At 70.4% G+C, this 23,570-nt stretch carries 22 protein-coding genes and 1 pseudogene; 13 read left to right on the top strand and 10 right to left on the bottom strand.

Going from position 1 to position 23,570, the window contains the following annotated elements; genetic code table 11:
- The first annotated feature begins 98 nt into the window (after window positions 1-98).
- The 5 genes and pseudogenes from AB0J02_RS34245 (at window position 99) to AB0J02_RS34265 (ending at window position 6,345) form a co-directional block, all read left to right on the top strand.
- Window positions 99-1,123 (top strand): annotated as a pseudogene (locus tag AB0J02_RS34245) (NADP-dependent oxidoreductase).
- Window positions 1,124-1,175: 52 nt separating this feature from the next.
- Window positions 1,176-1,547 carry a MerR family transcriptional regulator gene (locus tag AB0J02_RS34250; RefSeq protein WP_363197735.1) on the top strand — a complete coding sequence of 124 codons (372 nt, stop codon included), beginning with the start codon at window positions 1,176-1,178 and terminating at the stop codon, window positions 1,545-1,547.
- A 229-nt stretch (window positions 1,548-1,776) separates the two neighbouring features.
- Complete coding sequence (gene recA / locus AB0J02_RS34255; RefSeq protein WP_363197736.1) at window positions 1,777-2,895, top strand: recombinase RecA; 1,119 nt, start codon at window positions 1,777-1,779, stop codon at window positions 2,893-2,895.
- 3 nt (window positions 2,896-2,898) lie between these two features.
- The gene (recX, locus tag AB0J02_RS34260; protein ID WP_363197737.1) at window positions 2,899-3,681 is read left to right on the top strand and encodes a recombination regulator RecX; all 783 of its coding nucleotides are present in this window, start codon (window positions 2,899-2,901) and stop codon (window positions 3,679-3,681) included.
- A 123-nt stretch (window positions 3,682-3,804) separates the two neighbouring features.
- The gene (locus tag AB0J02_RS34265; protein ID WP_363197738.1) at window positions 3,805-6,345 is read left to right on the top strand and encodes an ABC transporter permease; all 2,541 of its coding nucleotides are present in this window, start codon (window positions 3,805-3,807) and stop codon (window positions 6,343-6,345) included.
- Between the two features lie 43 nt (window positions 6,346-6,388).
- On the opposite strand, the gene AB0J02_RS34270 is transcribed toward AB0J02_RS34265, so the two are convergent.
- From AB0J02_RS34270 to AB0J02_RS34305, 8 genes are all read right to left on the bottom strand, one after another.
- Complete coding sequence (locus AB0J02_RS34270; RefSeq protein WP_363197739.1) at window positions 6,389-6,793, bottom strand: rhodanese-like domain-containing protein; 405 nt, start codon at window positions 6,791-6,793, stop codon at window positions 6,389-6,391.
- Entirely contained in the window at window positions 6,790-7,359 is a 570-nt protein-coding gene (locus tag AB0J02_RS34275) for a cysteine dioxygenase (RefSeq protein ID WP_363197740.1), read from the bottom strand. The genes AB0J02_RS34270 and AB0J02_RS34275 overlap by 4 nt, the downstream gene beginning before the upstream one ends.
- A 95-nt stretch (window positions 7,360-7,454) precedes the next feature.
- On the bottom strand, window positions 7,455-7,718 hold the full coding sequence (locus tag AB0J02_RS34280) for a putative leader peptide (protein ID WP_363197741.1): 264 nt from the start codon (window positions 7,716-7,718) through the stop codon (window positions 7,455-7,457).
- A gap of 38 nt (window positions 7,719-7,756) precedes the next feature.
- Entirely contained in the window at window positions 7,757-9,382 is a 1,626-nt protein-coding gene (locus AB0J02_RS34285; protein ID WP_363197742.1) for an FAD-dependent monooxygenase, read from the bottom strand.
- A gap of 272 nt (window positions 9,383-9,654) precedes the next feature.
- A complete protein-coding gene (locus AB0J02_RS34290) occupies window positions 9,655-10,578 on the bottom strand; it encodes an amino acid ABC transporter permease (RefSeq protein ID WP_363197743.1) in 924 nt (307 codons plus the stop codon).
- Complete coding sequence (locus AB0J02_RS34295) at window positions 10,575-11,222, bottom strand: amino acid ABC transporter permease (protein ID WP_363197744.1); 648 nt, start codon at window positions 11,220-11,222, stop codon at window positions 10,575-10,577. Before AB0J02_RS34295 ends, AB0J02_RS34290 begins: the two co-directional genes overlap by 4 nt.
- Before the next feature lie 111 nt (window positions 11,223-11,333).
- Window positions 11,334-12,251, bottom strand: a complete 918-nt coding sequence (locus AB0J02_RS34300; RefSeq protein WP_363197745.1) for a glutamate ABC transporter substrate-binding protein — start codon at window positions 12,249-12,251, stop codon at window positions 11,334-11,336.
- A 94-nt stretch (window positions 12,252-12,345) separates the two neighbouring features.
- The gene (locus tag AB0J02_RS34305; protein WP_363197746.1) at window positions 12,346-13,125 is read right to left on the bottom strand and encodes an amino acid ABC transporter ATP-binding protein; all 780 of its coding nucleotides are present in this window, start codon (window positions 13,123-13,125) and stop codon (window positions 12,346-12,348) included.
- Between the two features lie 257 nt (window positions 13,126-13,382).
- Between AB0J02_RS34305 and AB0J02_RS34310 the strand changes: the two genes are divergently transcribed.
- Window positions 13,383-14,069, top strand: a complete 687-nt coding sequence (locus tag AB0J02_RS34310; protein ID WP_363197747.1) for a response regulator transcription factor — start codon at window positions 13,383-13,385, stop codon at window positions 14,067-14,069.
- Window positions 14,070-14,090: 21 nt separating this feature from the next.
- Window positions 14,091-15,545, top strand: coding sequence for a HAMP domain-containing sensor histidine kinase (locus AB0J02_RS34315; RefSeq protein WP_363197748.1), 1,455 nt, complete (start codon window positions 14,091-14,093; stop codon window positions 15,543-15,545).
- Here AB0J02_RS34315 and AB0J02_RS34320 read toward each other — a convergent pair.
- Together AB0J02_RS34320 and AB0J02_RS34325 are read right to left on the bottom strand one after the other, a co-directional pair.
- The gene (locus AB0J02_RS34320; RefSeq protein ID WP_363197749.1) at window positions 15,524-16,519 is read right to left on the bottom strand and encodes a TAXI family TRAP transporter solute-binding subunit; all 996 of its coding nucleotides are present in this window, start codon (window positions 16,517-16,519) and stop codon (window positions 15,524-15,526) included. The genes AB0J02_RS34315 and AB0J02_RS34320 overlap by 22 nt on opposite strands.
- Before the next feature lie 108 nt (window positions 16,520-16,627).
- Window positions 16,628-17,038 carry a cupin domain-containing protein gene (locus tag AB0J02_RS34325; RefSeq protein ID WP_363197750.1) on the bottom strand — a complete coding sequence of 137 codons (411 nt, stop codon included), beginning with the start codon at window positions 17,036-17,038 and terminating at the stop codon, window positions 16,628-16,630.
- Window positions 17,039-17,289: 251 nt separating this feature from the next.
- Between AB0J02_RS34325 and AB0J02_RS34330 the strand changes: the two genes are divergently transcribed.
- The 6 genes from AB0J02_RS34330 to AB0J02_RS34355 all read left to right on the top strand — a co-directional run bounded on the left by AB0J02_RS34330 (window position 17,290) and on the right by AB0J02_RS34355 (window position 23,470).
- The gene (locus AB0J02_RS34330) at window positions 17,290-17,853 is read left to right on the top strand and encodes a carboxymuconolactone decarboxylase family protein (protein ID WP_363197751.1); all 564 of its coding nucleotides are present in this window, start codon (window positions 17,290-17,292) and stop codon (window positions 17,851-17,853) included.
- On the top strand, window positions 17,850-19,340 hold the full coding sequence (locus AB0J02_RS34335) for a sugar ABC transporter ATP-binding protein (protein WP_363197752.1): 1,491 nt from the start codon (window positions 17,850-17,852) through the stop codon (window positions 19,338-19,340). The genes AB0J02_RS34330 and AB0J02_RS34335 overlap by 4 nt, the downstream gene beginning before the upstream one ends.
- Before the next feature lie 34 nt (window positions 19,341-19,374).
- Window positions 19,375-20,391 (top strand): ABC transporter permease, encoded by a 1,017-nt coding sequence (locus AB0J02_RS34340; RefSeq protein ID WP_363197753.1) that lies wholly within the window; start codon window positions 19,375-19,377, stop codon window positions 20,389-20,391.
- 60 nt (window positions 20,392-20,451) lie between these two features.
- The gene (locus tag AB0J02_RS34345; RefSeq protein ID WP_363197754.1) at window positions 20,452-21,411 is read left to right on the top strand and encodes a sugar ABC transporter substrate-binding protein; all 960 of its coding nucleotides are present in this window, start codon (window positions 20,452-20,454) and stop codon (window positions 21,409-21,411) included.
- A gap of 24 nt (window positions 21,412-21,435) precedes the next feature.
- Entirely contained in the window at window positions 21,436-22,353 is a 918-nt protein-coding gene (locus tag AB0J02_RS34350; protein WP_363197755.1) for a LysR family transcriptional regulator, read from the top strand.
- A gap of 163 nt (window positions 22,354-22,516) precedes the next feature.
- Window positions 22,517-23,470, top strand: a complete 954-nt coding sequence (locus tag AB0J02_RS34355; RefSeq protein ID WP_363197756.1) for a VOC family protein — start codon at window positions 22,517-22,519, stop codon at window positions 23,468-23,470.
- Window positions 23,471-23,570: the final 100 nt, after the last annotated feature.

The following is a 23,570-nucleotide window of genomic DNA, read 5'->3' on the forward strand; positions in this document are numbered from 1 at the left end:
TTGACCTTGACGTGCGGGTCAGGGGTTGGCGTCACCGCACTCCGGGGGCGGCGGACCGTCCGCCGGACCGCTGACCCGCACTCCACCGGAGGCCGATCATGACCACAGCCCTGCCCGACACCGCACGCCACGTACAGCTCGCAGCAGTCCCCCAGGGGCTGCCCGCGCCGGAGCACTTCACCGTCGTGGAGGAACCGCTCGCCGCCCAGAAGCGGGCCAGGTCATGGTCAGGAATCGGCACTTCCTGGTCTTCCCCGGACTGCGCACCCTGATGGGCGGGGAGGCGGAAGGGGTGCCGATGCCTCAACTGCACCGTGGGGACACGCTGTTCGGCATGGCCGTCGGCGAGGTCGTGGCCGCGCCCGCGCACGGGCCGCTGCGCACCGGCGACCTGGTGACCCATCTGCTCGGCTGGCGGGAGTACGCCCTGGTGGCCGCCGCCGACTGCACGGTGCTGGACGCCGCGCTGCCCGATCCGGTCGCGAGCCTCTCCCCGGGAGCGGCCGCTTACGGAGCGCTGACGCGCCTCGTCGGCGTCCGTGAGGGCGATGTCGTCCTCGTCACCGGGGCGGCGGGTGCGGTGGGGTCCCTCGCCGGCCAGATCGCCCGGCTGCTGGGCGCGAAGCGCGTCATCGGCACGACGAGTTCGAAGGCGAAGGCCGGGCGGCTGGTCGCCGAACTCGGCTACGACGCGGTCGTGCTGCGGGGCGCGGGACCGCTCGCCGACCAGCTCGCCGAGGCGGCGCCCGAAGGCATCGACGTCCTGGTGGACAACGTCGCGGGGGAACAACTCGTCGCCGCACTCGGCGCGGCCCGGCAGGGCGCGCGGTTCGCGCTGATCGGCGCGCTGTCGGGGCAGTTGGCGGCCGACCGGAGCGGTGGCAGCGCCCCGGTGGAGATCGACGCCCACCGCCTTCTGGTCAAGAGCGTCTCGCTGCGCGGGTACAACGGCGCGGACCACCCCGATGTCGAGAAGGAGTGGAACAGCCGCTTCGGGGGCTGGCTGCGCTCCGGGGAGATCGTCTTTCCCCATACCCGGATCGCGGGTATCGACCGCGCGCCGCAGGCGTTGCGGGACATGATGGAGGGCAGGCATTTCGGGGCTGTCGTGGTGGACGTGTAGCCGGCGCGGGCCCGTGGTCATGGGTACGCGCCGAGACGGGGTGAGGGGCGGTATGCGGATCGGTGAGGCGGCGGCAGCGGCCGGGACCACTCCGCGGGCGCTGCGGTTCTACGAGCAGCGCGGGCTGCTCTCCCCGCCCGTGCGCACCGCTTCAGGCCAGCGCGAGTACGGTCCGGGTGAGGTCGCCCAGGTCCGGGTCATCCGCGATCTGCTCGCCCTCGGACTCACCGTCGAGGACCTGCGTGGCAGGGCGGACCGGCTGCCGCTGCTCACCCAGGATCCGCCGCCGCGCTGCGCCGCCGCCGAGCCGGGCGCCGCCGCGTCGTCGGTCGTCGATCGGCGTCTCGCGGCCCTGGACGCCGAGATCGACCGGCTGACCGAGCTGCGTGAGAACCTCGCGCGACGGGCCCACGGCAGCGAGTGATCTTGACGGCTCCGCCCCGCGTGGTGCGCTTGACACCGAAATCGAACATCCATTCTCATGGGGGGAACCAGGGGCTTTCTTCTCAGGAATCCCAAGGGATCCGGAGAGAGTGACCGGGCGAGAAGCCTCGAGTTATCCACAGGCGGACGGGCGTCGAGGCCGATTGTCAGTGGCAGGCGTTAGCGTCTTTGACGTGAAGCGATCGACACAAGCAAACCGGGTGGAACCCATGGCAGGTACGGACCGCGAGAAGGCGCTCGAAGCCGCGCTCGCACAGATTGAACGGCAATTCGGCAAGGGCGCGGTCATGCGCATGGGCGAGCGGCCGAATGACCCCATCGAGGTCATCCCCACCGGCTCGACCGCGCTGGACGTCGCGCTCGGTGTCGGCGGCATCCCGCGCGGCCGCGTGGTGGAGGTGTACGGCCCGGAGTCCTCCGGTAAGACGACGCTGACGCTGCACGCCGTGGCGAACGCACAGCGCGCGGGCGGTTCGGTGGCCTTCATCGACGCCGAGCACGCTCTCGACCCCGAGTACGCGAAGAAGCTCGGCGTCGACATCGACAACCTGATCCTGTCCCAGCCGGACAACGGCGAGCAGGCTCTGGAGATCGTCGACATGCTGGTGCGCTCCGGCGCCCTGGACCTGATCGTCATCGACTCCGTCGCCGCACTCGTGCCGCGCGCGGAGATCGAGGGCGAGATGGGTGACTCGCACGTGGGTCTGCAGGCCCGCCTGATGAGCCAGGCCCTGCGAAAGATCACCAGCGCGCTCAACCAGTCGAAGACCACCGCGATCTTCATCAACCAGCTGCGCGAGAAGATCGGTGTGATGTTCGGCTCCCCGGAGACGACGACCGGTGGCCGCGCGCTGAAGTTCTACGCCTCGGTGCGGCTCGACATCCGACGGATCGAGACCCTGAAGGACGGCACCGACGCGGTCGGCAACCGTACGCGCGTCAAGGTCGTCAAGAACAAGGTCGCGCCGCCCTTCAAGCAGGCCGAGTTCGACATCCTCTACGGGCAAGGCATCAGCCGCGAGGGCGGCCTGATCGACATGGGCGTGGAGAACGGCTTCGTGCGCAAGGCCGGCGCCTGGTACACGTACGAGGGCGACCAGCTCGGCCAGGGCAAGGAGAACGCGCGCAACTTCCTGAAGGACAACCCCGACCTGGCCAACGAGATCGAGAAGAAGATCAAGGAGAAGCTGGGCGTCGGTGTCCGCCCGAAGGAGCCGGACGCCGAGCCGGCCGCGGACGCGGTGGCCGAGGCTCCCGCCGAGGACGCGGCGAAGACGGTGCCCGCCCCCAAGACCGCCAAGTCCAAGGCCGCGGCGGTCAAGAGCTAGTCCGTGACGCGACGAACCGACTGGGCCGAGTACGACGCAGGCCTCGCCGCGCCCGATGACCGGGGACGCGGGGGCGACGAGGCGTACGACGATGCCGCGTACGGGGAGACTGGGCGCGACGTCGAAGCGGGGGACGGTGCGGTGGGCGGGCCGCGCCGCGGGGGACGGTCGCGGGGCGGGGCCGGGCAGCGCGGACGCCGGCGCAGAGGCGGGTTCGGGGACCCGCCCGGCGCAGCACAGGACGACGGCCCTCCTGACCCGTCGAGGGCCGGGCGAGGGGAGCCGTCGGGGGACCCGGCGGAGCGGGCGCGGAACATTTGCCTGCGTCTGCTCACCGGGACCCCGCGCACGCGCAAACAGCTGGCCGATGCCCTGCGCAAGCGGGAGATCCCGGACGAGGTGGCGGAGGAGGTGCTGTCCCGGTTCGAGGAGGTCGGACTGATCAACGACAGCGCCTTCGCGGACGCCTGGGTGGAGTCCCGGCACCACGGGCGGGGTCTGGCCCGCCGGGCGCTCGCCCGTGAACTGCGCACCAAGGGCGTGGACTCCACGGTGATCGACGAGGCGGTCGGGCAGCTCGACGCCGATCAGGAGGAGGAGACCGCGCGCGAACTCGTCGCCCGCAAGCTCCGCTCCACGCGCGGCCTCGACCGCGACAAGAGGCTGCGCCGCCTCGCGGGAATGCTTGCCCGCAAGGGTTACTCCGAGGGCTTGGCGCTCCGTCTGGTACGTCAGGCACTGGAGGAAGAGGGGGAGGAGACCGAGGACCTGGAGTTCGGGGAGTAGCGACTCGCGGGGGCGGTGGCCTGACGGGGGGTTTACCCCCGCCTCAAGAGGCCGGACCGCCACAGTGCCAGGGGCAGCGGGCACGGGCGATCGTAAGCGCATGATTCTCACCAGCGGAACGTCATGATGCTGCGCTACGCCCTGAGGACCGTGCGGGACCGCAAGGGCGGGTTCCTCGGGGCCTTCCTCGCCCTGATGTGCGCCGCTGCCCTCGTCACGGCCTGCGGCACCCTGCTCGAGACGGGATTGCGCGGCACCGTCCGCACCGAGCGCTTCATGGCCGCGCCGGTCCTGGTCTCCGCCGACCAGGACGTCCACCGGACCGTCGTCAAGCACAAGAAGGGCAAGACGAAGGTCAAGCACAAGGCCAAGCCGCTCGCCGAGCGGGCCTGGCTCTCCGCCGACGTCGCCCAGAAGATCCGGGAGGTGCCCGGCGTGCGCCGTGCGGTTCCCGAACTGACCTTCCCGGCCCAGCCGTTGGCCCCGGGGGCGGCCGACGCCGGTCGGCCCGCGTACGGGCACGCATGGGACTCCGCCGCCCTCACCCCGTACGCGCTCACCGCCGGGACCGCGCCCCGCTCCGCCCGTGACCTCGTGGTCGACCGCGACCTCGCGCACCGCGCCCACCTCGCGCCCGGCGACCGTCTCACCGTGCAGTCCACGCAGGACCCACGGAGCTACCGCGTCACGGGCATCGCCGCTCCCGGCACCGGCGTCGCAGTCACGCACCAGACGTCGCTGTTCTTCTCCGCCGCCGAGGCCGAGCGGCTCGCGGCGCACCCCGGCAAGGTCACGGCCATCGGCGTGATTCCCGAACGGGGCCAGGAAGCAGGCCAGTTGAAGCAAGCCGTCGAGCGCGCCCTCGACGGGACACACGCGCGCGTCACCACCGGAGAGGCGCGCGGCACGGTCGAGTTCCTCGACGCCTCGGCCGCCCGCGTGAAACTCGTCAGCATGGGCGGGGCCATGGGCGGCACCTCCCTGCTCGTCGCCGTCCTCGTCGTCGCAGGAACCTTCGCCCTTTCCGTGCAGCAGCGGCACCGTGAACTCGCCCTGCTGCGCGCCATCGCCGCCACACCCAGGCAGATCCGGGCCCTGCTCGGGCGTGAGGCGCTGGTCGTCGGTGCGGCGGCCGGTGTCGTCGGCGCACTCCTGGGGCTGCCCCTCGGCGGCCGGCTGTATCGGCGGTTCGTCGAGCTGGGCGCTGTACCGCCCACGCTGGAGCGCACCGTGAGCTTCTTCCCGGTGGCGGCGGCGCTCGTCGCCACACTGTTCGGCGCCTGGGCCGCCGCCCGTGTCGCCGCCCGCCGTATCGCCCGGATCCGGCCCGCCGAAGCGCTCTCCGAAGCGAGCGTCGAGCCCGGCCGGCCACCGCTGCCCCGGATCGTCGCCGGACTCGTGGCCCTCACCGGCGGCACCGTTCTCGTCGTCGTCCTCGGCGGTCTGCGCACCGAAGCGGCGTCGACTCCCGTCACCTTTCTGACCGTTGTCGTCCTGGCTGTCGCCGTCTCCCTCCTCGGGCCGCTCCTCGTCAAGGCGACCATGGCCGTCCTCGGGCGGCCGCTGCGGATGACCGGCCCCGGTGCTCGGCTCGCCGCCGCCAACGTCCGGGGCAACGCCGTCCGCATGGCCGCCGTCGTCACCCCCCTCACCCTCCTCGTCGGCATGACCTGCACCGTCCTGTTCGCGCAGCCCACCCTCGGCGACGCCGCCCGCGCCCAGGTGCGCGACGGGGTCCGCGCGGACTGGGTGCTCGCCGCGCAAGGGCCGGGCGTGCCCGAAGCCGCCGTGCGTGCGCTGCGAGCGGACCAGGGCACCACGGCCACCCAAGTCGTGCGCTCGACCGTCCGCGTCGGCCTCGACAAGTACCCCGCACAGGGCGTGACATCGGCCGGGCTGACCCGCACCTGGGACCCGGACGTCACCGCCGGATCACTCGACGGATTCGGGGCCCGCTCGGTCGCCGTCAGTGAACTCGCCGCAGATCAGCTGCACTTGAAGCCCGGCAGTACCCTGAAGGTGACGCTCGGGGACGGCACGCCCGCCGCGCTCACCGTCGCAGCCGTCTACGCCAGGGGGCTCGGCTTCGGCGATCTGACCGTCGCCCACGCTCTGCTCTCCCACCACATCGACAATCCGCTCGCCTCCTCCGTGCTCGTCTCCACCAGCCGTACACAGAGACAACTCGCGACCACGCTCCGTGAGTTCCCGGGCGTGCGGATTCTTTCTCCGGGCGCCGCCGACGGTCTCCAGGAGGCCAGGCAGCAGGCGAACGCCGAGGTCAATCTCCTCGCCATGGCACTCGTCCTCGCCTTCACCGCGATCGCAGTCGTCAACACGCTCGCGATGTCGGTGTCCGAGCGGATCCGCGAGTTCGCGCTGCTCCGCCTCGCCGGAGCGACCCGGCGGCAGGTGCTGCGGATGCTCCGGATCGAGGCACTGACCGTCGTCCTCATGGGCGTGGTCCTGGGCAGCGGCATCGCCCTGGCCGTGCTCACCGCGTTCAGCCTGGGGATGACGGGCGCGGCGGCCCCGGCGGTGTTGCCGCTGGTGTACGTGGCGGTGGTCGCGGCCGCCGGGCTGCTCGCCCTGGCCGCGACCTCACTGCCCGGGCGCGCGGCTCTGCGGATCCGGCCCGTCACCGTAGCCACATCCAGAGAGTGAGCCGCCGCCCCGAGGCGTGAGCCGTCACAGCCGGGAGTGGCCGTCACGCCTCCGTGACCGGCAGGCCCGCCGCTCGCCACGCCTGGAACCCGCCCACCAGGTCCGTCGCCCGGAGCAGCCCCAACTGCCGCAGGGACGCGGCCGCGAGGCTGGAGGCGTAGCCCTCGTTGCAGACGACCACGACGCGCAGGCCGTGGCCCGTCGCCTCGGGGGCACGGTGGCTGCCCTGGGGGTCGAGGCGCCACTCCAGCTCGTTGCGCTCGACCACCAGCGCGCCGGGGATCAGTCCGTCGCGCTCGCGCAGTGCCGCGTACCGGATGTCGACCAGGAGCGCCTCGCCCCCGGAGGCCGCGTCGAACGCTTCGCGCGCCTCGATCCGGTCGAGCCCGGAGCGGACCTGTTCCAGCAGTTCGTCGATGCCCACCGGACGGTGGTCGGCGGCGCTCACTGCCAGTCCTTCGGGCGTTCCACCGACTCCAGCCGCAGGACCTGGCCGGTGCGACTGTAGCGGCGGATCTGCGGAAGCGGCGGGTAGTAGGCGTGCACCGAGACGGCGTGCTCGGTGAGCGACTCGTTCAGCACCTCGTGCACGTGGTGCCGCCCGAAGGCGCGGCCCTGGCCGGCCGCCAACTGCCGCTTCCTGTCGACCCCTTCGGACAGCTCCAGCGTCTGCCAGCCGTCGGCGGGCAGCCGGGCCGCCAGGGAGTTCTCCTTCAGCTCACCCGACGCGGTGAGGAAGGCGCCGACGGATTCGGCGTGGTCGTGCCAGCCGGTGCCGGTGCCGGGCGGCCAGCCGATGAGCCAGGCCTCGCTGCCGCCGGGGCCCTCGAGCCGTACCCAGGTGCGGCCCTCCGGGTCCAGTGGCAGGGAGGCGACGAGGTCGCGGTCCGCGGCGATGCGGCGGACGAAGTCGAGCAGGTCGGCCTGGGTGGGCGCCGCTTCGGGCGCGGCCGGCCGGGCCGAGGGGAGCTCGGACGTGGGTGACGCGGATGGCGTGGGCGTGGGCAGAGACACGGGTACCGTCCTGGAGTTCGCGAAGGACACGCGCCGCGGGGTGCCGACGAGACGGCAGCACAGGGCAGGCGCGCGGAGGAATGGAGAAGGCGAATTCAGCAGGACGGGCGACACACGCAGCCCGCGTAGCGGACGAGGTCCATATGGACCCTCCGCCACAGGCGTACATCGGTGTCGATCGTCACGCTCCGGAGTACACCACGGCTATGGATGGCGGTCAACTCACGTCCAGAACGGCCGGAGAACCGCGCGAGGCGGGCGCGAGCAAGGCGCGAGAAAGGTTCGAGAAAGACTCGATGGGGACTTGAGAAAAGCTTGAAAAAGCCCCCGGGAAGGCCCGCTCGCCCCGGGAGGTCCACGACGGCCCGGCGGCGGCCACGAACGGGCCCATGGACGTTCAGGCAGGCCCACGCGCCTTCGCCCCGGTCTCCACCGGTTCCCCGTCGGGTACGCGCCCGCCGAGCGCGGTCTCCGCAGCCTCGTACAACTCCGCGGGACGCACCCCGCTCAGCGCTGTCACCAGATGACCGTCCGGCCGGATCAGCAGCACGGTGTGGGCGGCGGCGCCCGGGTAACTCTCCGCGACGAGCAGCTCGGCCTCGTGCGGCAGCGCGGTGACGGCCGCCGCGAGGCGTGGCATCAGGCCCGCCGACATCCAGTGCTTGCGCTCCCATACGCCGGTGCCGGGCGCGACGAGGACGACGAGCAGCCGCCCGAGGCCCAGCCGGTCCCGGAGCCGGACGAAGGTGCCGTCGGGCGCCGTCACCCGCACATCGGCGATCGGGGCGCCGGGCGCCGTGTCCACGTCCACCACCGACTCGGTGTGCGGCGGCGCGAGGGGGGAGTCGGCGTACGTCCCCGGCGCGCCGAGGGGCCCGTGCCCCAGGTGACCGTCCGTGAGCAGTGCGTCATGTCCGCGGGCGCTCCCGGGAACGTAGGTGCGCAGTCCGCCACCGCCGCGCAGTATCGGCAGCGCCTGGTCCGCGGCGCGCAGCCGTGCGGCGACGACGGCGCGGCGCTCGGTCTGGTAGCTGTCGAGCAGGGCGACCGGGACGGGACGCGGCCCGTCGTGCCAGGTCAGGGCCAGCTTCCAGGCGAGGTTGTCCGCGTCGCGCAGCCCCTCGTCCAGGCCCTGGGTGCCGAGCGCGCCGAGCAGGTGCGCGGCGTCCCCGGCGAGGAAGACGCGGCCCACGCGCCAGCGGCGGGCCAGGCGGTGGTGGACCGTGTGGACGCCCGTGTCCAGCAGCTCGTACGGCGGGGTGGAGCCTCCGCACCAGCCCGCGAGGGTCTCGCGGATGCGCGACACCAGCACATCCGGGGTGACCAGGTCGCTGCGGGGCGGCAGCAGCCAGTCCAGGCGCCAGACACCGTCGGCGAGGGGGCGGCCGACGATCTCCGGACCCGAGGGACCCGAGGTCCGCCACGGAGGGCTCCGATGGAGCAACGCTTCACCCGGCCACGGAAGTTCCGTGCGCAGTGCGGCGACCGCGTGACGTTCGACGGCGGTGCGGCCGGGGAAGCGGATGTCGAGGAGCTTGCGGACGGTCGAGCGGGGACCGTCGCAGCCCACCAGATAACTGCCGCGCCACCACGTGCCCTTGGGGCCGCGCGTGTGCGCGGTCAGCCCGTCCTTCTCCTCGTCGATCCCGTCGAGACGGCTGTCGACGGCGATTTTGACGAGCCGCTCCCGCGCCACGGCCGCACGGAGCGCACCGGTCAGTTCGTGCTGGGCGATGTGTAAGGGAGCGGGCATCTGCTCACCGAAGGTGAGCGCACGCATCTCCTGCTTTCGGCGCAAGGAACGCCAGCCGGTCCACCGCGACCCGGCCCCGTCGAACGACGTACCTGCGAGCCGCTCGGCGAGCGCGGCGGTGTCCTCGCGCAGCACGACCGTGCGGGCGGGGCGCTGCTCGTCCTTGCCGGGACCCTCGTCGAGCACCACGGACGGTACGCCGTGCCGGGCGAGGGCGAGGGACAGCGTGAGCCCGACGGGGCCCGCGCCGACGACGATCACCGGATCCACGGCGCGGCTCCTCCTGCCCCAAGAAGCCCGCCGGAAAGCGTCCCGCGCAGCGCGGGTGGCGTACTGGACGTACAAGAAAGGGCAGTTGGAGCGGGGTGCGCGTTCACAGAGCGTATGCAACCCATTGCCGGTGCTTGCGTCAAGTGACGGAGGCAGTGGCGATCAAGCCACTGCCTCCGTCGTACCGCAACGGTCGAACGGTCGGCCGGCCCTCCCGTTTCCGGGGGCCGGCCGACCGTCGGTCGGGCTTTCTTCAGCCGGGCCCTCTGCGGTCAGGCTTCCTTGGACGGCGGCGCGGCGTCACCCGCGTCCAGAACCTGGGGGGCCTCTGCGGGCTCCGCCGCGGCGGCGACCGTGATGCCGGTCTTGGCCCGCCGTCCCCGGCGTTCGACCCACGTGGCGAGCGACGAGAGCGCCAGACACATCGCGATGTAGATGGCGCCCACCACGATGACCACGGCGGTGATCGGGTTGTCACCGTTGACGATGATGTTGCCGGCCATCGTGCGGGCCGCGAACAGCAGCTCGCCGTAGGTGATGATGTACCCGAGCGAGGTGTCCTTCAGGGTCACCACGAGCTGGCTGATCATCGTCGGCAGCATGGCGCGGACAGCCTGCGGCAACAGCAGCATGGTCATCACCTGGGACTTGCGCAGTCCCAGTGCGTACGCCGCTTCGACCTGGCCGCGCGGTACGGCGTTGACGCCGGCCCGCAGGACCTCGGCCTGGACACAGCCGTTGTAGACGGACAGGCCGATGACCAGCGCCCAGAAGGCGGAGTTCTCGCCTACGGTCCCGAGGTTGTCCTTGTAGGTGAGGAAAAGCACCCACAGGGCGTAGATCGTGATCAGCAGAGGGATGGCGCGGAACAGCTCGATGAAGCCTGTGGCGAACCAGCTGATGGCCTTGTGGTCGGAGAGCCGTGCCACCGCGAGGAGCAGACCGAGCACCAGGGAGAGCACGCCGGCGCAGGCGAACACCTTCAGGGTGGTCAGCACACCGTCGCGGATGCTGGCGCGCACTCCCGCGTTGTTGAAGATGTTCCAGACCTCGGGCTTCAACTGGCCCGTCGCGTTCATCCGGTAGAGGGTGAACGCGATCACGCCGAGCACCGCGACGGAACCGACGACCGTGTAGATCCGGTTGCGCACCTGGGCCTTGGGGCCGGGTGCGTCGTACAGGACGCTCGAACTCATCGTGCGACCCCCATGCGCCGCTCGAGCAGCCGGAAGAGACCGCTGATGGTGAAGGTGATGATGAGGTAGCCGAGGGCCACCCACAGGAAGATCCAGCCGATGGCGTAACCCTTGTCGCTCAACAGCTTCTGGACGCCGAAGAGTTCGGCGACGCTGAAGGCGCCCGCGATGGCCGAGTTCTTGGTCAGTGCGATGAAGATCGAGCTGAGCGGCGGCAGCACGGTCCGCGTGGCCTGCGGAAGGATGATCATGCGCAGTGTCTGGGAGAAGGTCATGCCGATCGACCGGGCGGCCTCGGCCTGGCCCAGCGGCACCGTGCTGATGCCGGACCGGACGGCCTCACAGACGAACGCCGAGGTGTAGCAGCTCAGTGCGAGCAGCGCCTTGGTCCACGGGTTCATGCCCGGCAGGAAGAGGACCGGGATGACGAACCAGACGACAAGGAAGAGCAGCGTCAGGGGCGTGTTGCGGAAGAGCGTGACCCAGGCGGTGCCGAAGAGTCGGAGGGGAGGGACGGGGGAGACACGGAAACCGGCGATGATCACGCCGAGGACCATCGCCAGAAGTCCGCTGGCGAGGGTCAGCAGGACAGTGCCTATGAACCCCTCGCGGAACTCCGGGAGATAGTCGAGCAATACGTTCACGGGGAAGTCCTCGTGGGCGGCAGCGGACGGGCGACAGGGGCCCGCGCCACGGGCGCGCCACCAGGGCGCGCCCGCGGCGGAGTCGGGCTCCTCAGACGTTGATCAGTGGCGTCAGTAGCGCTCGAGGGCCGGTGCCTCGGTGAACGCGGAGCCGGACAGGCCGAGCGTCGCGTCGTACGCCTTCTTGTAGTCGCCGTTCTTCTCGTGCGCCTCGATCGCGTCGCTGACCGCGTCGCGCAGGGCCTTGTCGTCCTTGTTCATGCCGACGCCGTACGGCTCCTTGGTGAAGGGCTTGCCGACGACCTTCAGCTTGGTCGGACGCTGGGCGGCGTAGCCCTTGAGGATCGCGTCGTCGGTGGTGACGGCGTCGACCTCGTTGTTGAGGAGCTGCTGCACGCACTCGGAGTACTTGGACAGCTCGATGGTCTTCGCGCCGTACTTGGGCTTCTTGATCTCCTGCAGCGGAGTCGAGCCCTTGATGGAACAGACCGTCTTGCCCTTGAGCGAGTCCGGGCCGGTGATGCCCTTCTCGTCCTTGCGCACCAGGAGGTCGGCGCCGGCCATGAAGTAGGGACCGGCGAAGCCGACCTGCTTCTTGCGCTCGTCGTTGATCGTGTAGGTGCCTACGTAGAGGTCGACCTCGCCCTTGGAGATGGTGGTCTCGCGGACGTTCGAGTCGACCGTCTTGAACTCGATCTGGGACGGCTTGAAGCCGAGGTCGGCGGCGACCATCTTGGCGATCTCGATGTCGAAGCCGGAACGCGTGCCGTCCGTGTCCTCGAAGCCGAGGTAGGGCTGGTCGTTCTTGGCGCCGAAGACGATCTTGCCGGACTTCTGGGCCTTCTTCAGCGTCGCCGAGTCGACCTTGACGTCCTTGGCGACCGTGTATGTCGGCAGCTTCGGCTGGTTCTTGCCCCCGGTGGTGCCGGCGGGCTTGTCACCGGCGTTGCCGGACTCGCCGCCGCAGGCGGTGGCGGTGAGTGCGAGCACGGCCAAGGTCGCCGCAGCGGCGGACTTGCGGAGCTTCATGGTGAACATCCTTCATGTCGGCAGATTCAGCAGTGAAAAACTCAACACGCACGCGCGGGACGTCCGTTGTCGGCGACGCACCCGCGGCACGCGTCTAGTGGTGCAGGATCTTCGACAGGAAGTCCTTGGCCCGATCACTGCGGGGATTGCTGAAGAACTGGTCGGGGACGGACTCCTCGACGATCCGGCCGTCCGCCATGAAGACGACGCGGTTGGCCGCAGAGCGGGCGAAGCCCATCTCGTGCGTGACCACCACCATCGTCATGCCGTCCCGGGCGAGCTGCTGCATCACCTCGAGGACCTCGTTGATCATCTCCGGGTCGAGCGCCGATGTCGGCTCGTCGAAGAGCATCACCTTCGGGTCCATCGCCAACGCGCGGGCGATGGCGACGCGTTGTTGCTGGCCGCCGGAGAGCTGGGCGGGGTACTTGTCCGCCTGCGCGCCGACGCCGACCCGGTCGAGGAGCGTCCGGGCCTTCTCCTCCGCCTTCTTCTTGTCCGCCTTGCGGACCTTGATCTGGCCCAGCGTCACGTTTTCGAGCACTGTCTTGTGCGCGAAGAGGTTGAAGGACTGGAACACCATGCCCACGTCCGCGCGCAGTCTGGCCAGTTCCTTGCCCTCCTGGGGCAACGGCTTGCCGTCGATCGTGATACTGCCGGAGTCGATCGTCTCCAGGCGGTTGATCGTGCGGCACAGGGTCGACTTGCCGGAGCCAGACGGGCCGATGACGACGACGACCTCACCTCGCGCGACGGTCAGGTCGATGTCCTGGAGTACGTGCAGCGCTCCGAAGTGCTTGTTCACTTCACTCAGCGCGACCAGCGCGTCGCCCGCAGGGGGAGTGGCGTCCTTGGTCACCGAAACTTCGGTCATCGGGGTCTTGCTCCATCCTCCTCGGTTGGGAGGACAGTAGTAACGCCATACGACCAGCGTCAGCACATCTGAGGGGAAATTGAGCATAACGATCCGGCCGCAACCAGCAGTCATGCGTGGAGGAGGCGTGGGTCCCGCGTACCGGCTGCATAACGGAACACGGACGTAACCTGCAGGCTCTTGACGGCGTACTTATGTATCAGCGTGGATGCCTTGGTGAACTTGAAGAGGCTGGAGCGTGCGAGGAGGGGGCCGGAATGAGACTGCTGCTCGTCGAGGACGACGATCATGTGGCCGCGGCCCTGTCCGCCGTACTGGCCAGGCACGGCTTCTCGGTGCGGCATGCCCGCAACGGCGAGGAGGCGCTGCAGGCGCTCGTTCCCGAGCCCGACGCGTTCGGCGTCGTCCTGCTCGATCTGGGCCTGCCCGACCAGGACGGCTACGAGGTCTGCGGCAAGATCCGCAAGCGGACGTCGACCCCCGTCATCATGGTGACCGCGCGCGCCGACGTGCGGTCGCGCATCCATGGGCTCAACCTCGGCGCGGACGACTATGTGGTGAAGCCGTACGACACCGGGGAGCTGCTGGCCCGCATCCATGCTGTCAGCCGGCGCAACACGGGCGGGGAGGCGGCGCCCGCGGCCGAGAGCGGGCTGCGGCTCGGCGGCGTGCACATCGAACTTCCCACCCGGCAGGTCACGGTGGAGGGGACGGTCGTCCAGCTCACCCGCAAGGAGTTCGACCTGCTGGCCCTGCTCGCGCAGCGGCCGGGCGTCGTCTTCCGGCGGGAGCAGATCATCAGCGAGGTCTGGCGCACGAGTTGGGAGGGGACGGGGCGCACTCTGGAGGTGCATGTCGCCTCTCTGCGCTCCAAGCTGCGCATGCCCGCCCTCATCGAGACCGTGCGGGGCGTCGGCTACCGGCTCGTCGCGCCGGCCGCGTAGCGGAAGCCGTAGAGTCCCCGGGTGCGCGCCCGTCTGCTTCCGCTGCTCATCGTCCTCCTGGCGGGCGTGCTGCTCGCGCTCGGTTTTCCGCTCGCGGTCAGTGTGGCCTCCGCACAGCAGCAGCAGGTCGTCGTCGACCGCATCGACGACACCGCCCGGTTCGCCTCGCTCGCGCAGTTCGTCACGACCCGTCCGGACGAGGGCGGGGACTACGGCGCGGACGAGCGGCAGCAGACGCTGCAGAAGGAACTCGGCCGCTACCACGACGTGTACGGCATCAAGGCCGGCGTGTTCTACCGCGGCCGACAGCCGATGGGGCGGGCGCCCGACGACTTCCGGGTGCCCCGGGGCGGGGCCGTGCGCGCCGCGTTCGACGAGGCGCTGTACTCGCGCGGCAGCCACGACCCGCCGCAGGTGTGGCCGTGGCAGCGGGGCCGGCTCGTGGTCGCCTCGCCGGTCATCCGGGACGGTGACGTCGTCGCGGTCGTCGTCACCGACTCGCCCACCGACGCGATGCGGGCCGCGACGCTGCGCGGCTGGCTGGTCATCGCGGCGGGCGAGTTCGCCGCGATGCTCCTCGCGGTGGGCGCCGCGCTGCGCCTGACCGGCTGGGTGCTGCGCCCGGTACGGGTGCTGGACGCCACCACCCACGACATCGCCACCGGACGCCTGAAGTCGCGGGTCGCGGCCGCCGGTGGTCCGCCGGAACTTCGGCGCCTGGCCCGGTCGTTCAACGAGATGGCGGACAACGTCGAGGACGTGCTGGAGCAGCAGCGTGCCTTCGTCGCCGACGCCTCGCACCAACTGCGCAATCCGCTCGCCGCCCTGATGTTGCGCATCGAGGTCCTGTCGTACGAGCTACCGGAGGGCAATGAGGAGATCGCGTCCGTACGGGCCGAGGGCAAGCGCCTGGCCCGGGTCCTCGACGACCTGCTCGACCTGGCCCTGGCCGAGCACGCCGCCGCCGACCTGCAGCTGACCGACATCGGTGAGCTGGCCGCCGAGCGCGTCGAGGCCTGGCGTCTGGCCGCCGACGAGAAGGGCGTACGGCTGGTCGCCGAGTGCCCCGCGGTGACGGGCTGGGCCGACCCGATCGCGCTGTCCAGCGCCCTGGACGCGGTGGTCGACAACGCCCTGAAGTTCACGCCCGAGGGCGAGCGGGTCACGGTCTCGGTGGCGGCGAACGGGGAGACCAGCGTCATCGAGGTCGCCGACCGCGGCCCCGGCCTGCGCGAGGAGGAGCTCGCCCGGATCGGCGACCGGTTCTGGCGCAGCGGGCAGCACCAGAACATCAAGGGCTCGGGCCTCGGCCTGTCCATCTCCCGGGCGCTCCTGACAGCAGGCGGCGGCTCGATCGCGTACGCGCGTCACGAGCCGCACGGACTGAAGGTGACGGTGCGCGTGCCCAGGACCGCGCCGGTGCCAGGGCCCCGTGGGGCCGGTCACGGTCAGGGTCAGGGCTTGACGGAGCGGTAGTAGCGGCGCGCGCCCTCGTGCAGGGAGAGCGGGTCCGTGTAGAGGGCTGTTCTGAGGTCGACGAGCTGCGCCGCGTGCACCTTGGCACCGATGTGGTCGCGGCTGTCGATGACCGTACGGGTCATGGCCTCGGTCAGTTCCGGATCCGTGCGGTCGGTGGTCACCAGCAGGTTCGCCACCGCCAGCGTGCTGACGACCTTGCCCTGCTGGGCGGCCGGATAGGCGTCGGCGGGCAGCACCGCGGCGCGGTAGTAGCGGGACGACTCACCCTGCGCGTGGAGTTTGTCGACCAGGCTGCCGAGCTCGACCAGACGGACCGGGAAATCCTCCGACAGCTCGCGGACGTGCTCGGTGGGCAGGCCGCCCGACCAGAAGAACGCGTCGATCTTCTGGGACTTGAGGGCCTTGGGCATGGCGTCTATGCCGATGCCCACGGGTGTGACGTCCCGGTTGATGTCCAGGCCCGCCGCACGCAGCACCTTGTCGGCGATCAGCCGTACCCCTGACCGGCCCCCGCCCACGGCGACCCTCTTGCCCCGCAGGTCGGCCACCGACTTCACGGACGAGGAGCGGGGCACGACGAGCTGCATGTAGTCGTCGTAGAGGCGGGCGCAGCCGCGCAGCCGGAGCGCGCCCGGCCGGTCCTCGTACTGGTACTTGGCGACCGCGTCGGCCGCGGCGATGGTGAAGTCGGCCTTGCCGGTGGCCACCCGCTCGACGTTGTCCCATGAGCCCTCGCTGCCGGTGAGGGTCACGTCGAGCCGGGGGATGTCGCGGGCCAGAGCCTTCTTGAGCAGCTTGCCGTACGTCTCGTAGACACCGGTGCGGGCGCCCGTGCTGATCGTGACCCGGCCGCTCTGGGCCGGCTCGCCCAGCGGCAGCAGCCACCACAGCAACAGTCCGAACACCACGAGTCCGGCCGCGGCGCCGGTGAGCGCGCGGCGACGGGTGATGTGCGGGAACGGCTGGGGCATGCGCGCGATCCTGCCAGGTAGGACCGGGCGCTGACCAGGCCCGGCGGCCTCCTCCGGGCAATTCCTCCGGGCATTCCTCTGAGCATTCCTCCGGGCGATGAGGGGCTGTCAGTCCTTGCCCATCTGATCCTCGGCCGACAGGTGCTCCACGGTCCTGCCCGTCTCCGTGAACGTACGGGTGACATGACCGGAGCTGTAGACCCACAGGATGCGCAGCGGGGTGGAGCCCACGTTGCGGAAGAGATGGGGGATGGGGGAGGGCACGTACGTCGTGTCGTGGCGTTCCAGCTTCGTGACCTCGCCGTCGACCACGACCTCGGCCTCGCCGTCGAGGATGGTGACGTGCTCGTCGCAGTTGTGCGAGTGCAGCGGGGCGCCGGAGCCGACCGGGTACACGCTGATGCCGCTGGTGATCCGGTTCTCGCCGCCGGCGGACGGGGTGGTGATCAGCGGCGTCGTCACGACGGCGCCGCCGCGGTCCAGGAGGGGAACGGCCGCGGCCTTGATGATCGTGGTCATCCGGAGGTACCTAACTCGTCGTGGGGCGGGGTCGTGGCGCAGGCGGGGGCCTGTTCGCCGGCCTGAGATTAGGAGCCTTCGTACCTCTGCGGATGCCGTCCCGCGTGCAGCTTTACCTTGCATTCCCGGAGGGGTGGAGGGGGCCGCCCGCGGAGGTACGGTCGGCCACCGTCGCACGGCGAACCAGGACCGTGCCCCGGATGCAAAGGCGGATCCCGGCCATGAGGCTCCCCGTTCTCAGCGCTGACGAAATGACCGAACGGCAACAGGAGTTGGCCGCTCGGATCGCGGGCCGGCGCGGCGCCGTGCGCGGCCCGTTCCGGGTCTGGCTGCACAGTCCCGAGATGGCCGAACGTGCCGACTCGCTGGGCGCGTTCGCCCGCTTCGACTGCTCCCTGCCCAAGCGTCTGCGGGAGCTGGCACTGCTGCTGGCGGCCCGCAACTGGGACGCCCAGTACTCGTGGAACGCGCATGTCCACCAGGCGGTCGAGGCCGGTGTCTCCGAGGAGAACGTCCGGGCCGTCGCCGAGCGGCGCTACGCCGACGTGACGTTCGAGGACCCTGCTGACCAGGCATTCTTCCAGTTCGCGCACGAGGTCCTCGACGAGCACTTCGTCAGCGACGCCACGTTCGCCGCCGCCCTGGAGCACTTCGGCCCCCGTGGCCTGGTCGACACCATCGGCGCGCTCGGCAACTTCACCATGCTCGGCATGTGCCTGAACACCTTCCAGGTGGACCTGCAGGCCGACAAAGAACCGCCGTTCCCCGACGTCCGCGGGTACGCGCGGCTGGCCGACGAGGCGTCCCGGCCGTGAGCGGGCCCGTCGTCCGGGTGCGCGGCCTCACCAAGAGCTTCGGCGGTGCCGCGGCCCTCAGGGATGTCGCCCTCGACCTGTACCCCGGTGAGGTGCACGCCCTGATGGGCATGAACGGCGCGGGCAAGTCGACGCTCGTGCAGGTCCTTTCGGGGGTGCACCAGGCCGACCGTGGCACGGTCGAGGTCGACGGTCACGCACAGCCCGGCCTGACCGTGCGCCGTGCCCGCCGCCTCGGCATCGCCTTCGTGCCGCAGCGCCGGGAGCTGGCGGCGGGCCTCACCGTCGCCGAGAACATCATGCTCGGCGACCTGCCCAGGAGGCGCGGCATCGTCCGGTGGGGCGCCATCAACTCGCAGGCCCGGCAGGCCCTTTCGAGCCTCGGCATCGACATCGACGTACGCCGCCCGGCCGGTGAACTCACCGTCGCCGAGCAGACCATGGTCGAGGTCGCGCGCGAGGTGCGGCGCGGCGGCCGGGTCCTCATCCTCGACGAGCCGACCGCGTGCCTGAGCACCGAAGCGGCCGCACAGATACGGGCGTTGGTGCGCACCCTGCGCGACGAGGGCGTCGCCGTCGTCTACATCTCGCACTACATCGACGAGGTCATGGGCATCGCCGACCGCGTCACCGTGCTGCGCGACGGCGGTGTCGTACGGAGCGCCCCGGCGCACGAGTTCGACGCGGCGTCGCTGGTACGCGGCATGGTCGGCCGGGACGTCGTCTCCACCCGTCCCGAACGGCCTCTGCCCAAGGACGAGTTGGGGCTCTCCGTACGAGGTCTCAGCCACGGCCGCGCCATCCGCGACTTCTCCGTGCAGGTGCGCAAGGGTGAGGTCGTGGCCGTGCTCGGGCCCGCCGGGGACGCCCAGGCCGGCCTCTTCGACCTGCTGTCGGGCCGGGTGCGGCCGGACGCCGGCGAGTTCCGGGTCGACGGCGTCGCCGTGCCGTTCGGCAAGGTGCCCGCCTCGCTGGCCAGCGGGCTGCGCTGCGTCACCGGCGACCGGCGCACCCTCGGGCTCGTCCCCGAGCTCTCCGTCGACGAGAACCTGATGCTCGCCGGTGACCGGTTCGCCCGCAGGCGCTGGCACCACGGCGGCGATCTCGCCCGGCGGGCCGCGCCCCTGCGCGAGAGCTACGGAGTCGTCGCGCTCGCCGGGAACCCGCCGGTCGGCGCGCTGTCCGGCGGCAACCAGCAGAAGGTGCTGCTCGCCAAGTGGCTGCAGACCGAGCCCGCCGCGTGCTTCCTGGAGGACCCCACCAACGGGGTGGACATCGCCGCGATGGCGGACATCCACGCCCTCGTCGACGGCCTCGCCGGGCGGGGCGTCGCCGTCCTGCTCGCCTCCTCCTCCGCCGAGGAGGTCATGCGGCTCGCCGACCGGGTCGTCGTGGTCAGCGCGGGACGGGCCGTCGCCGAGCACGACATCGCCGCCATCACCCACGACGAACTCGTCGCCACAGCCCTGAAAGGTCAGTCGCAGTGAGCCCCCTCAAGGCCGCACCCAAAGGACAGTCCCAGTGAGCCTCAAGACCCCTTCCGCCCTGCCGGGGCAGGCGGCCCCGCCGCCCGAGCGGGCCGCCTCCCGCGGTGTCGGCCGGACGCTGCTCGGCATCCCGCACGGCGGGCTCGTCGCCGTCCTCGTCATCGTGATCGTCTTCACCGCGCTGCGCGCCGACTCGTTCACCACCTCGCAGAACCTGCTCAACGTGCTGCGCCAGATCAGCGTCAACGCCGTCATCGCCGGGGGCCTGACCCTCCTGATGACGGCGGGCGGCATGGACTTCTCCATGGGGTCCAACGCCGCCGTGACCACCGCCGTCGCCGCGCAGATGCTCTCCGGCGGGCAGTCCACGGCGGTGACCGTGCTCGTGGCGCTGCTGCTCGCCGCGGTCATCGGCCTGGTCAACGGGCTGGTCGTGACGTTCACGAACGTCGCGCCGTTCGTCGCGACGCTGGCCACCGCCATGCTGCTCGACGGCGTCGCGCTGCTCGTCCTGGACGGGATGAGCGTCACCATCGGCGACAAGATGCACGCCCTCGGCAACGCGACCGTCGCCGGCGTCCCGTGGCTGCTCGTCGTCGCCGTCCTCGTGCTGCTCCTCATCGGGCTCGTCATGCGGTTCACCACGTTCGGCCGGGACGCCTTCGCGATGGGCGGCAACGAACACGTCGCCCGGCTGAGCGGCATCAACGTGCCCGCCCGCAAGCTCGCCCTCTACGCCCTGGCCGGCGCGCTCGCGGGACTCGCCGGGCTGATGCTGCTCTCCCGGCTCGGTGCCAGCGCTCCCAACACCGCTGGTCTGCAGACCCAGTTGACGGCCGTCGCCGCCGTGGTCATCGGCGGCACGTCGCTGGCCGGCGGCCGCGGCACGGTCGTGGGCACCGCGCTCGGCGTGATCCTGCTCGGCGTCGTCGCCAACGCCCTCAACCTGCTCCAGGTCAACAGCAACTACCAGTTCGTCGTCACCGGAGCCGTCCTGCTCGTCGCCGCGATCATCAACGGCTTCCAGCGCCGCGGAGAACCCGGTCATTGACGTCAACTCCCTTGCGCGCCAACGCCCTTCTTCCAATGCCGTAGGAAAGGTAAGACCCTCATGACCTCCACCACCCGCTCCCGCAGAGCCCTCGCGGCCTCGATCGCCGGTGTCACCGCGCTGGTGCTCTCCGGCTGCGCCGACGGCAACGACAGTGGGGGAGCCGGTGACGGATCCGTCTCCCTCGGATTCGTCAACGGCGCCAACACGCACTTCCACACCTGTCTGCAGAAGGCCGTCGAGCAGACCGCGAAGACGAAGGACGCGAAGGTCTACACGGCCAACTCCAAGCAGGACGCCGGGACCGAACTGGCCAACATCGAGGACATGATCTCCCGCAACGTCGACGCCCTGATCGTGCAGACCGTCAACGTCGACGCCCTCGACGGGGACATCGCCAAGGCCAAGGCAGCCGGCGTCCCGATCTATCTGACCTCGGTCACCAGCGACAAGGCCTCGGACATCCTGGGTGCCGCCGTCGTCGACCTCACCAAGGTGGGGCAGATGGACGCCGACTGGATCGCGAAGGACGCCGGCAGCAAGAGCGTCAAGGTCGGTGTCGTCGCGGGAGCCCCGGGCGCCGCCTCCGATCTGCTGGTCGGCGGCTTCACCAGGCAACTCCCCGCAAACGCGAAGGTGGTGGCCAACCAGCCCGGCATGTTCAACCCGGCCAAGGCGCAGGACGTCGCGGAGAACATGATCCAGGCGCACGCCGATCTCGACTACGCCTTCGTCGCCAATGAGGAGATGGCCTTCGCCGTCCGTAAGGCGTTCGACGCGGCCGGCGCCAAGAAGGTCAAGATCGTTTCGGTGAACGGATCCGAGGACGGGATCGCCGCCATCAAGGACGGCCGGCTCCAGGCGACCGTGTCCAATTCGGCGCTCACCATTGGGCAGACGGCGGTGAAGCAAACGGTCGACCTTCTTGCTGACAAGAAGGTTGACAAAATCAGTAAGGTCCCCCTTACTTTGATCACCAAAGGCGACGTTGACCAGGCGCCCCAGTACTGCCCCAAGTAATACGCCGATTCGCTTGGAGGAATCATGGACCGCCTGCTGCTCATGCACAGCTTTGTCACCGTCGCCCAGAACGGAAGCTTCAACGGAGCCGCGAAGAAGCTCGGCTCCTCGGGCTCACTGGTCTCGCGGCATGTGGCCGAGCTGGAGCGGCAGGTGGGCGTACGTCTGGTCAATCGCACGGCCCGCTCGGTGAGCCTGACCGAACAGGGCCTGAGATACGCCGAGTTCTGCTCCCGGATACTCGACGAAATAGCCACCGAAGACGTGTCGATAGCCCAGCTCCACGACCGTGCCGAAGGGGCTCTGAGCATTATCTGCCCCAAATGGATCGGCAGTCTGGATCTGGGCGACGCGATCGCCGCGTTCTCCGCGGAGCATCCGAGAATTCAGGTGCGGTTCGAACTCGGCGGCATGTCCGACCGGACGTACGACTTTCTGGACAGTGGATTCGACGTGGCGTTCCACACCCGGGATCTACGCGATTCCGGAGTACGCCTCAAGAAAATCGCCTCGCTGCCTTTCGTGCTCTGCGCCGCGCCGGAATACCTGGAGCGGCACGGGCGCCTCGCCGAGCCGAACGCGATCGCCGCGCACGAATGCCTCGTGCACGTCAATGACCCGGTGTGGCGGGTGGGGCACGGACACGCCTCGACCCTGCACAAGATCCGCAATGTGGCGTTCTCCTCGAACTCGTACATCGCCCTGCAGAAGGCCGCCGTGCACGGCCGCGGCATCGCTCTGCTGCCGCAGCGCCCGGCCTACGACGACCTGCTCTCCGGCGCCCTCGAAGTGCTGCTGCCCGAACTCGGCGTCCCGGACCGCCCGTTGTTCGCGATCTACGGGCCCGGACAGAGCACCCCGCGCAAGATCGCGGTGTTCCTGGAGTTTCTCACCGGGTGGTTCGCCAAGAACCCCATTCCGCGGATCGCCGCGGAGGTCTGAGCGCATGTCTGAACGGATGTCCGAGCGGCTGCCTGAGTTGACGCGCACAGCTGTGTGACGCGGGACGCAAGCAAGGCGTGCAGAGCCTGTGCGGCCAGGCCGTTGAGACGGCCGGACCGCAAATCTACGATCGCCGGGGGAAATGATCTGGAGTGAGGAATCGATGGGGATTCAGCGCATAGAGTCGGTCACCTACAGCGTCGCCGAAGCCGATACAGGTACGGACTCGGATACGGATGCCGGCGCCGGGGGTCTCGAAGAGGCTGTGCGGTTCTTCGAGGACTTCGGCCTGTTTCTGGTGGAACGCACCGACGAACACGCGGTGCTGGAGACGCTGGCCGCGCAGACCGTCCACCTGGACGCCCGGCCGGGGCCACAGCTTCCGCCGCCCGTCGAGCCCGGCCCGACCCTGCGCGAGATCGTCTGGGGTGTGGACACCGCCGACGCGCTCGACGGGCTGGTCGCGGCGGCCGGCCGGGACCGCGCGGTGCGCCGGAGCGCGGACGGCGTCCACCACACCGTCGACGAGACAGGATTCGGTGTCGGGCTCACCCTCGCCCGGCCCCGCCGCCTGGACGTCACGCCGCGCCCCGCCAACACGCAGGGCAGCGTCACCCGTTGGAACACGCCGTTGGAGCCGGTCGGCCAGGTGCGCCCGCTGCGCATGTGTCACGTCGCCCTCAACATTCCCAAGGCCGGACGCGAGCGGGCCGTCGCCTTCTACACCGACCGGCTCGGCTTCCGCCCGACCGACGTCGTCGAACCCATGGGCGTCTTCATGCAGGCCCCCGGCGACGACGACCAGCACACGTTCCTGCTCTGCCACCGCCCCGACAAGGCCGGGATCAATCACATCGCGTACGAGGTCCCGGGCGTCGACGATGTCATCGAGGGCGGCAACAACATGATCGACAAGGGGTGGCGCGAGGCCCGCAAACTGGGCCGGCACACCATCGGGTCCAACATCTTCCGCTTCCTGCACGCGCCGTGCGGCGGGCGGGTCGAATACGCCTGCGACATGGATCGGGCCGATGCGGACTATGCGACCCGGGTTCATGAGGCGGCCCCGCCGCACACGATCTGGTCGCTGCGCACCAATCGTGACGCAGCCGTCTAGTCACCCCGCGCCGGGGCCCGGGCCACGGGGCTCCGCCCCGGACCCCGCTCCTCAGGCGCTGGAGGGGCTGGGTTTGTTGGCGCCCGGCACCGGTGATCTG

Source organism: Streptomyces sp. NPDC050264 (genome assembly GCF_040655895.1).
Classification (GTDB): Bacteria; Actinomycetota; Actinomycetes; order Streptomycetales; family Streptomycetaceae; genus Streptomyces.

Excerpts from the sequence above, each read along its gene's own strand:
- AB0J02_RS34290 (WP_363197743.1), bottom strand. The coding sequence starts at position 10,578 with ATGAGTTCGAGCGTCCTGTACGACGCACCCGGCCCCAAGGCCCAGGTG.
- AB0J02_RS34300 (WP_363197745.1), bottom strand. The coding sequence starts at position 12,251 with ATGAAGCTCCGCAAGTCCGCCGCTGCGGCGACCTTGGCCGTGCTCGCA.
- AB0J02_RS34265 (WP_363197738.1), top strand. The coding sequence starts at position 3,805 with ATGATGCTGCGCTACGCCCTGAGGACCGTGCGGGACCGCAAGGGCGGG.
- AB0J02_RS34345 (WP_363197754.1), top strand. The coding sequence starts at position 20,452 with ATGACCTCCACCACCCGCTCCCGCAGAGCCCTCGCGGCCTCGATCGCC.
- AB0J02_RS34355 (WP_363197756.1), top strand. The coding sequence starts at position 22,517 with ATGGGGATTCAGCGCATAGAGTCGGTCACCTACAGCGTCGCCGAAGCC.
- AB0J02_RS34305 (WP_363197746.1), bottom strand. The coding sequence starts at position 13,125 with ATGACCGAAGTTTCGGTGACCAAGGACGCCACTCCCCCTGCGGGCGAC.
- AB0J02_RS34320 (WP_363197749.1), bottom strand. The coding sequence starts at position 16,519 with ATGCCCCAGCCGTTCCCGCACATCACCCGTCGCCGCGCGCTCACCGGC.
- AB0J02_RS34310 (WP_363197747.1), top strand. The coding sequence starts at position 13,383 with ATGAGACTGCTGCTCGTCGAGGACGACGATCATGTGGCCGCGGCCCTG.
- AB0J02_RS34350 (WP_363197755.1), top strand. The coding sequence starts at position 21,436 with ATGGACCGCCTGCTGCTCATGCACAGCTTTGTCACCGTCGCCCAGAAC.
- AB0J02_RS34330 (WP_363197751.1), top strand. The coding sequence starts at position 17,290 with ATGACCGAACGGCAACAGGAGTTGGCCGCTCGGATCGCGGGCCGGCGC.
- recA (WP_363197736.1), top strand. The coding sequence starts at position 1,777 with ATGGCAGGTACGGACCGCGAGAAGGCGCTCGAAGCCGCGCTCGCACAG.
- AB0J02_RS34250 (WP_363197735.1), top strand. The coding sequence starts at position 1,176 with ATGCGGATCGGTGAGGCGGCGGCAGCGGCCGGGACCACTCCGCGGGCG.
- AB0J02_RS34325 (WP_363197750.1), bottom strand. The coding sequence starts at position 17,038 with ATGACCACGATCATCAAGGCCGCGGCCGTTCCCCTCCTGGACCGCGGC.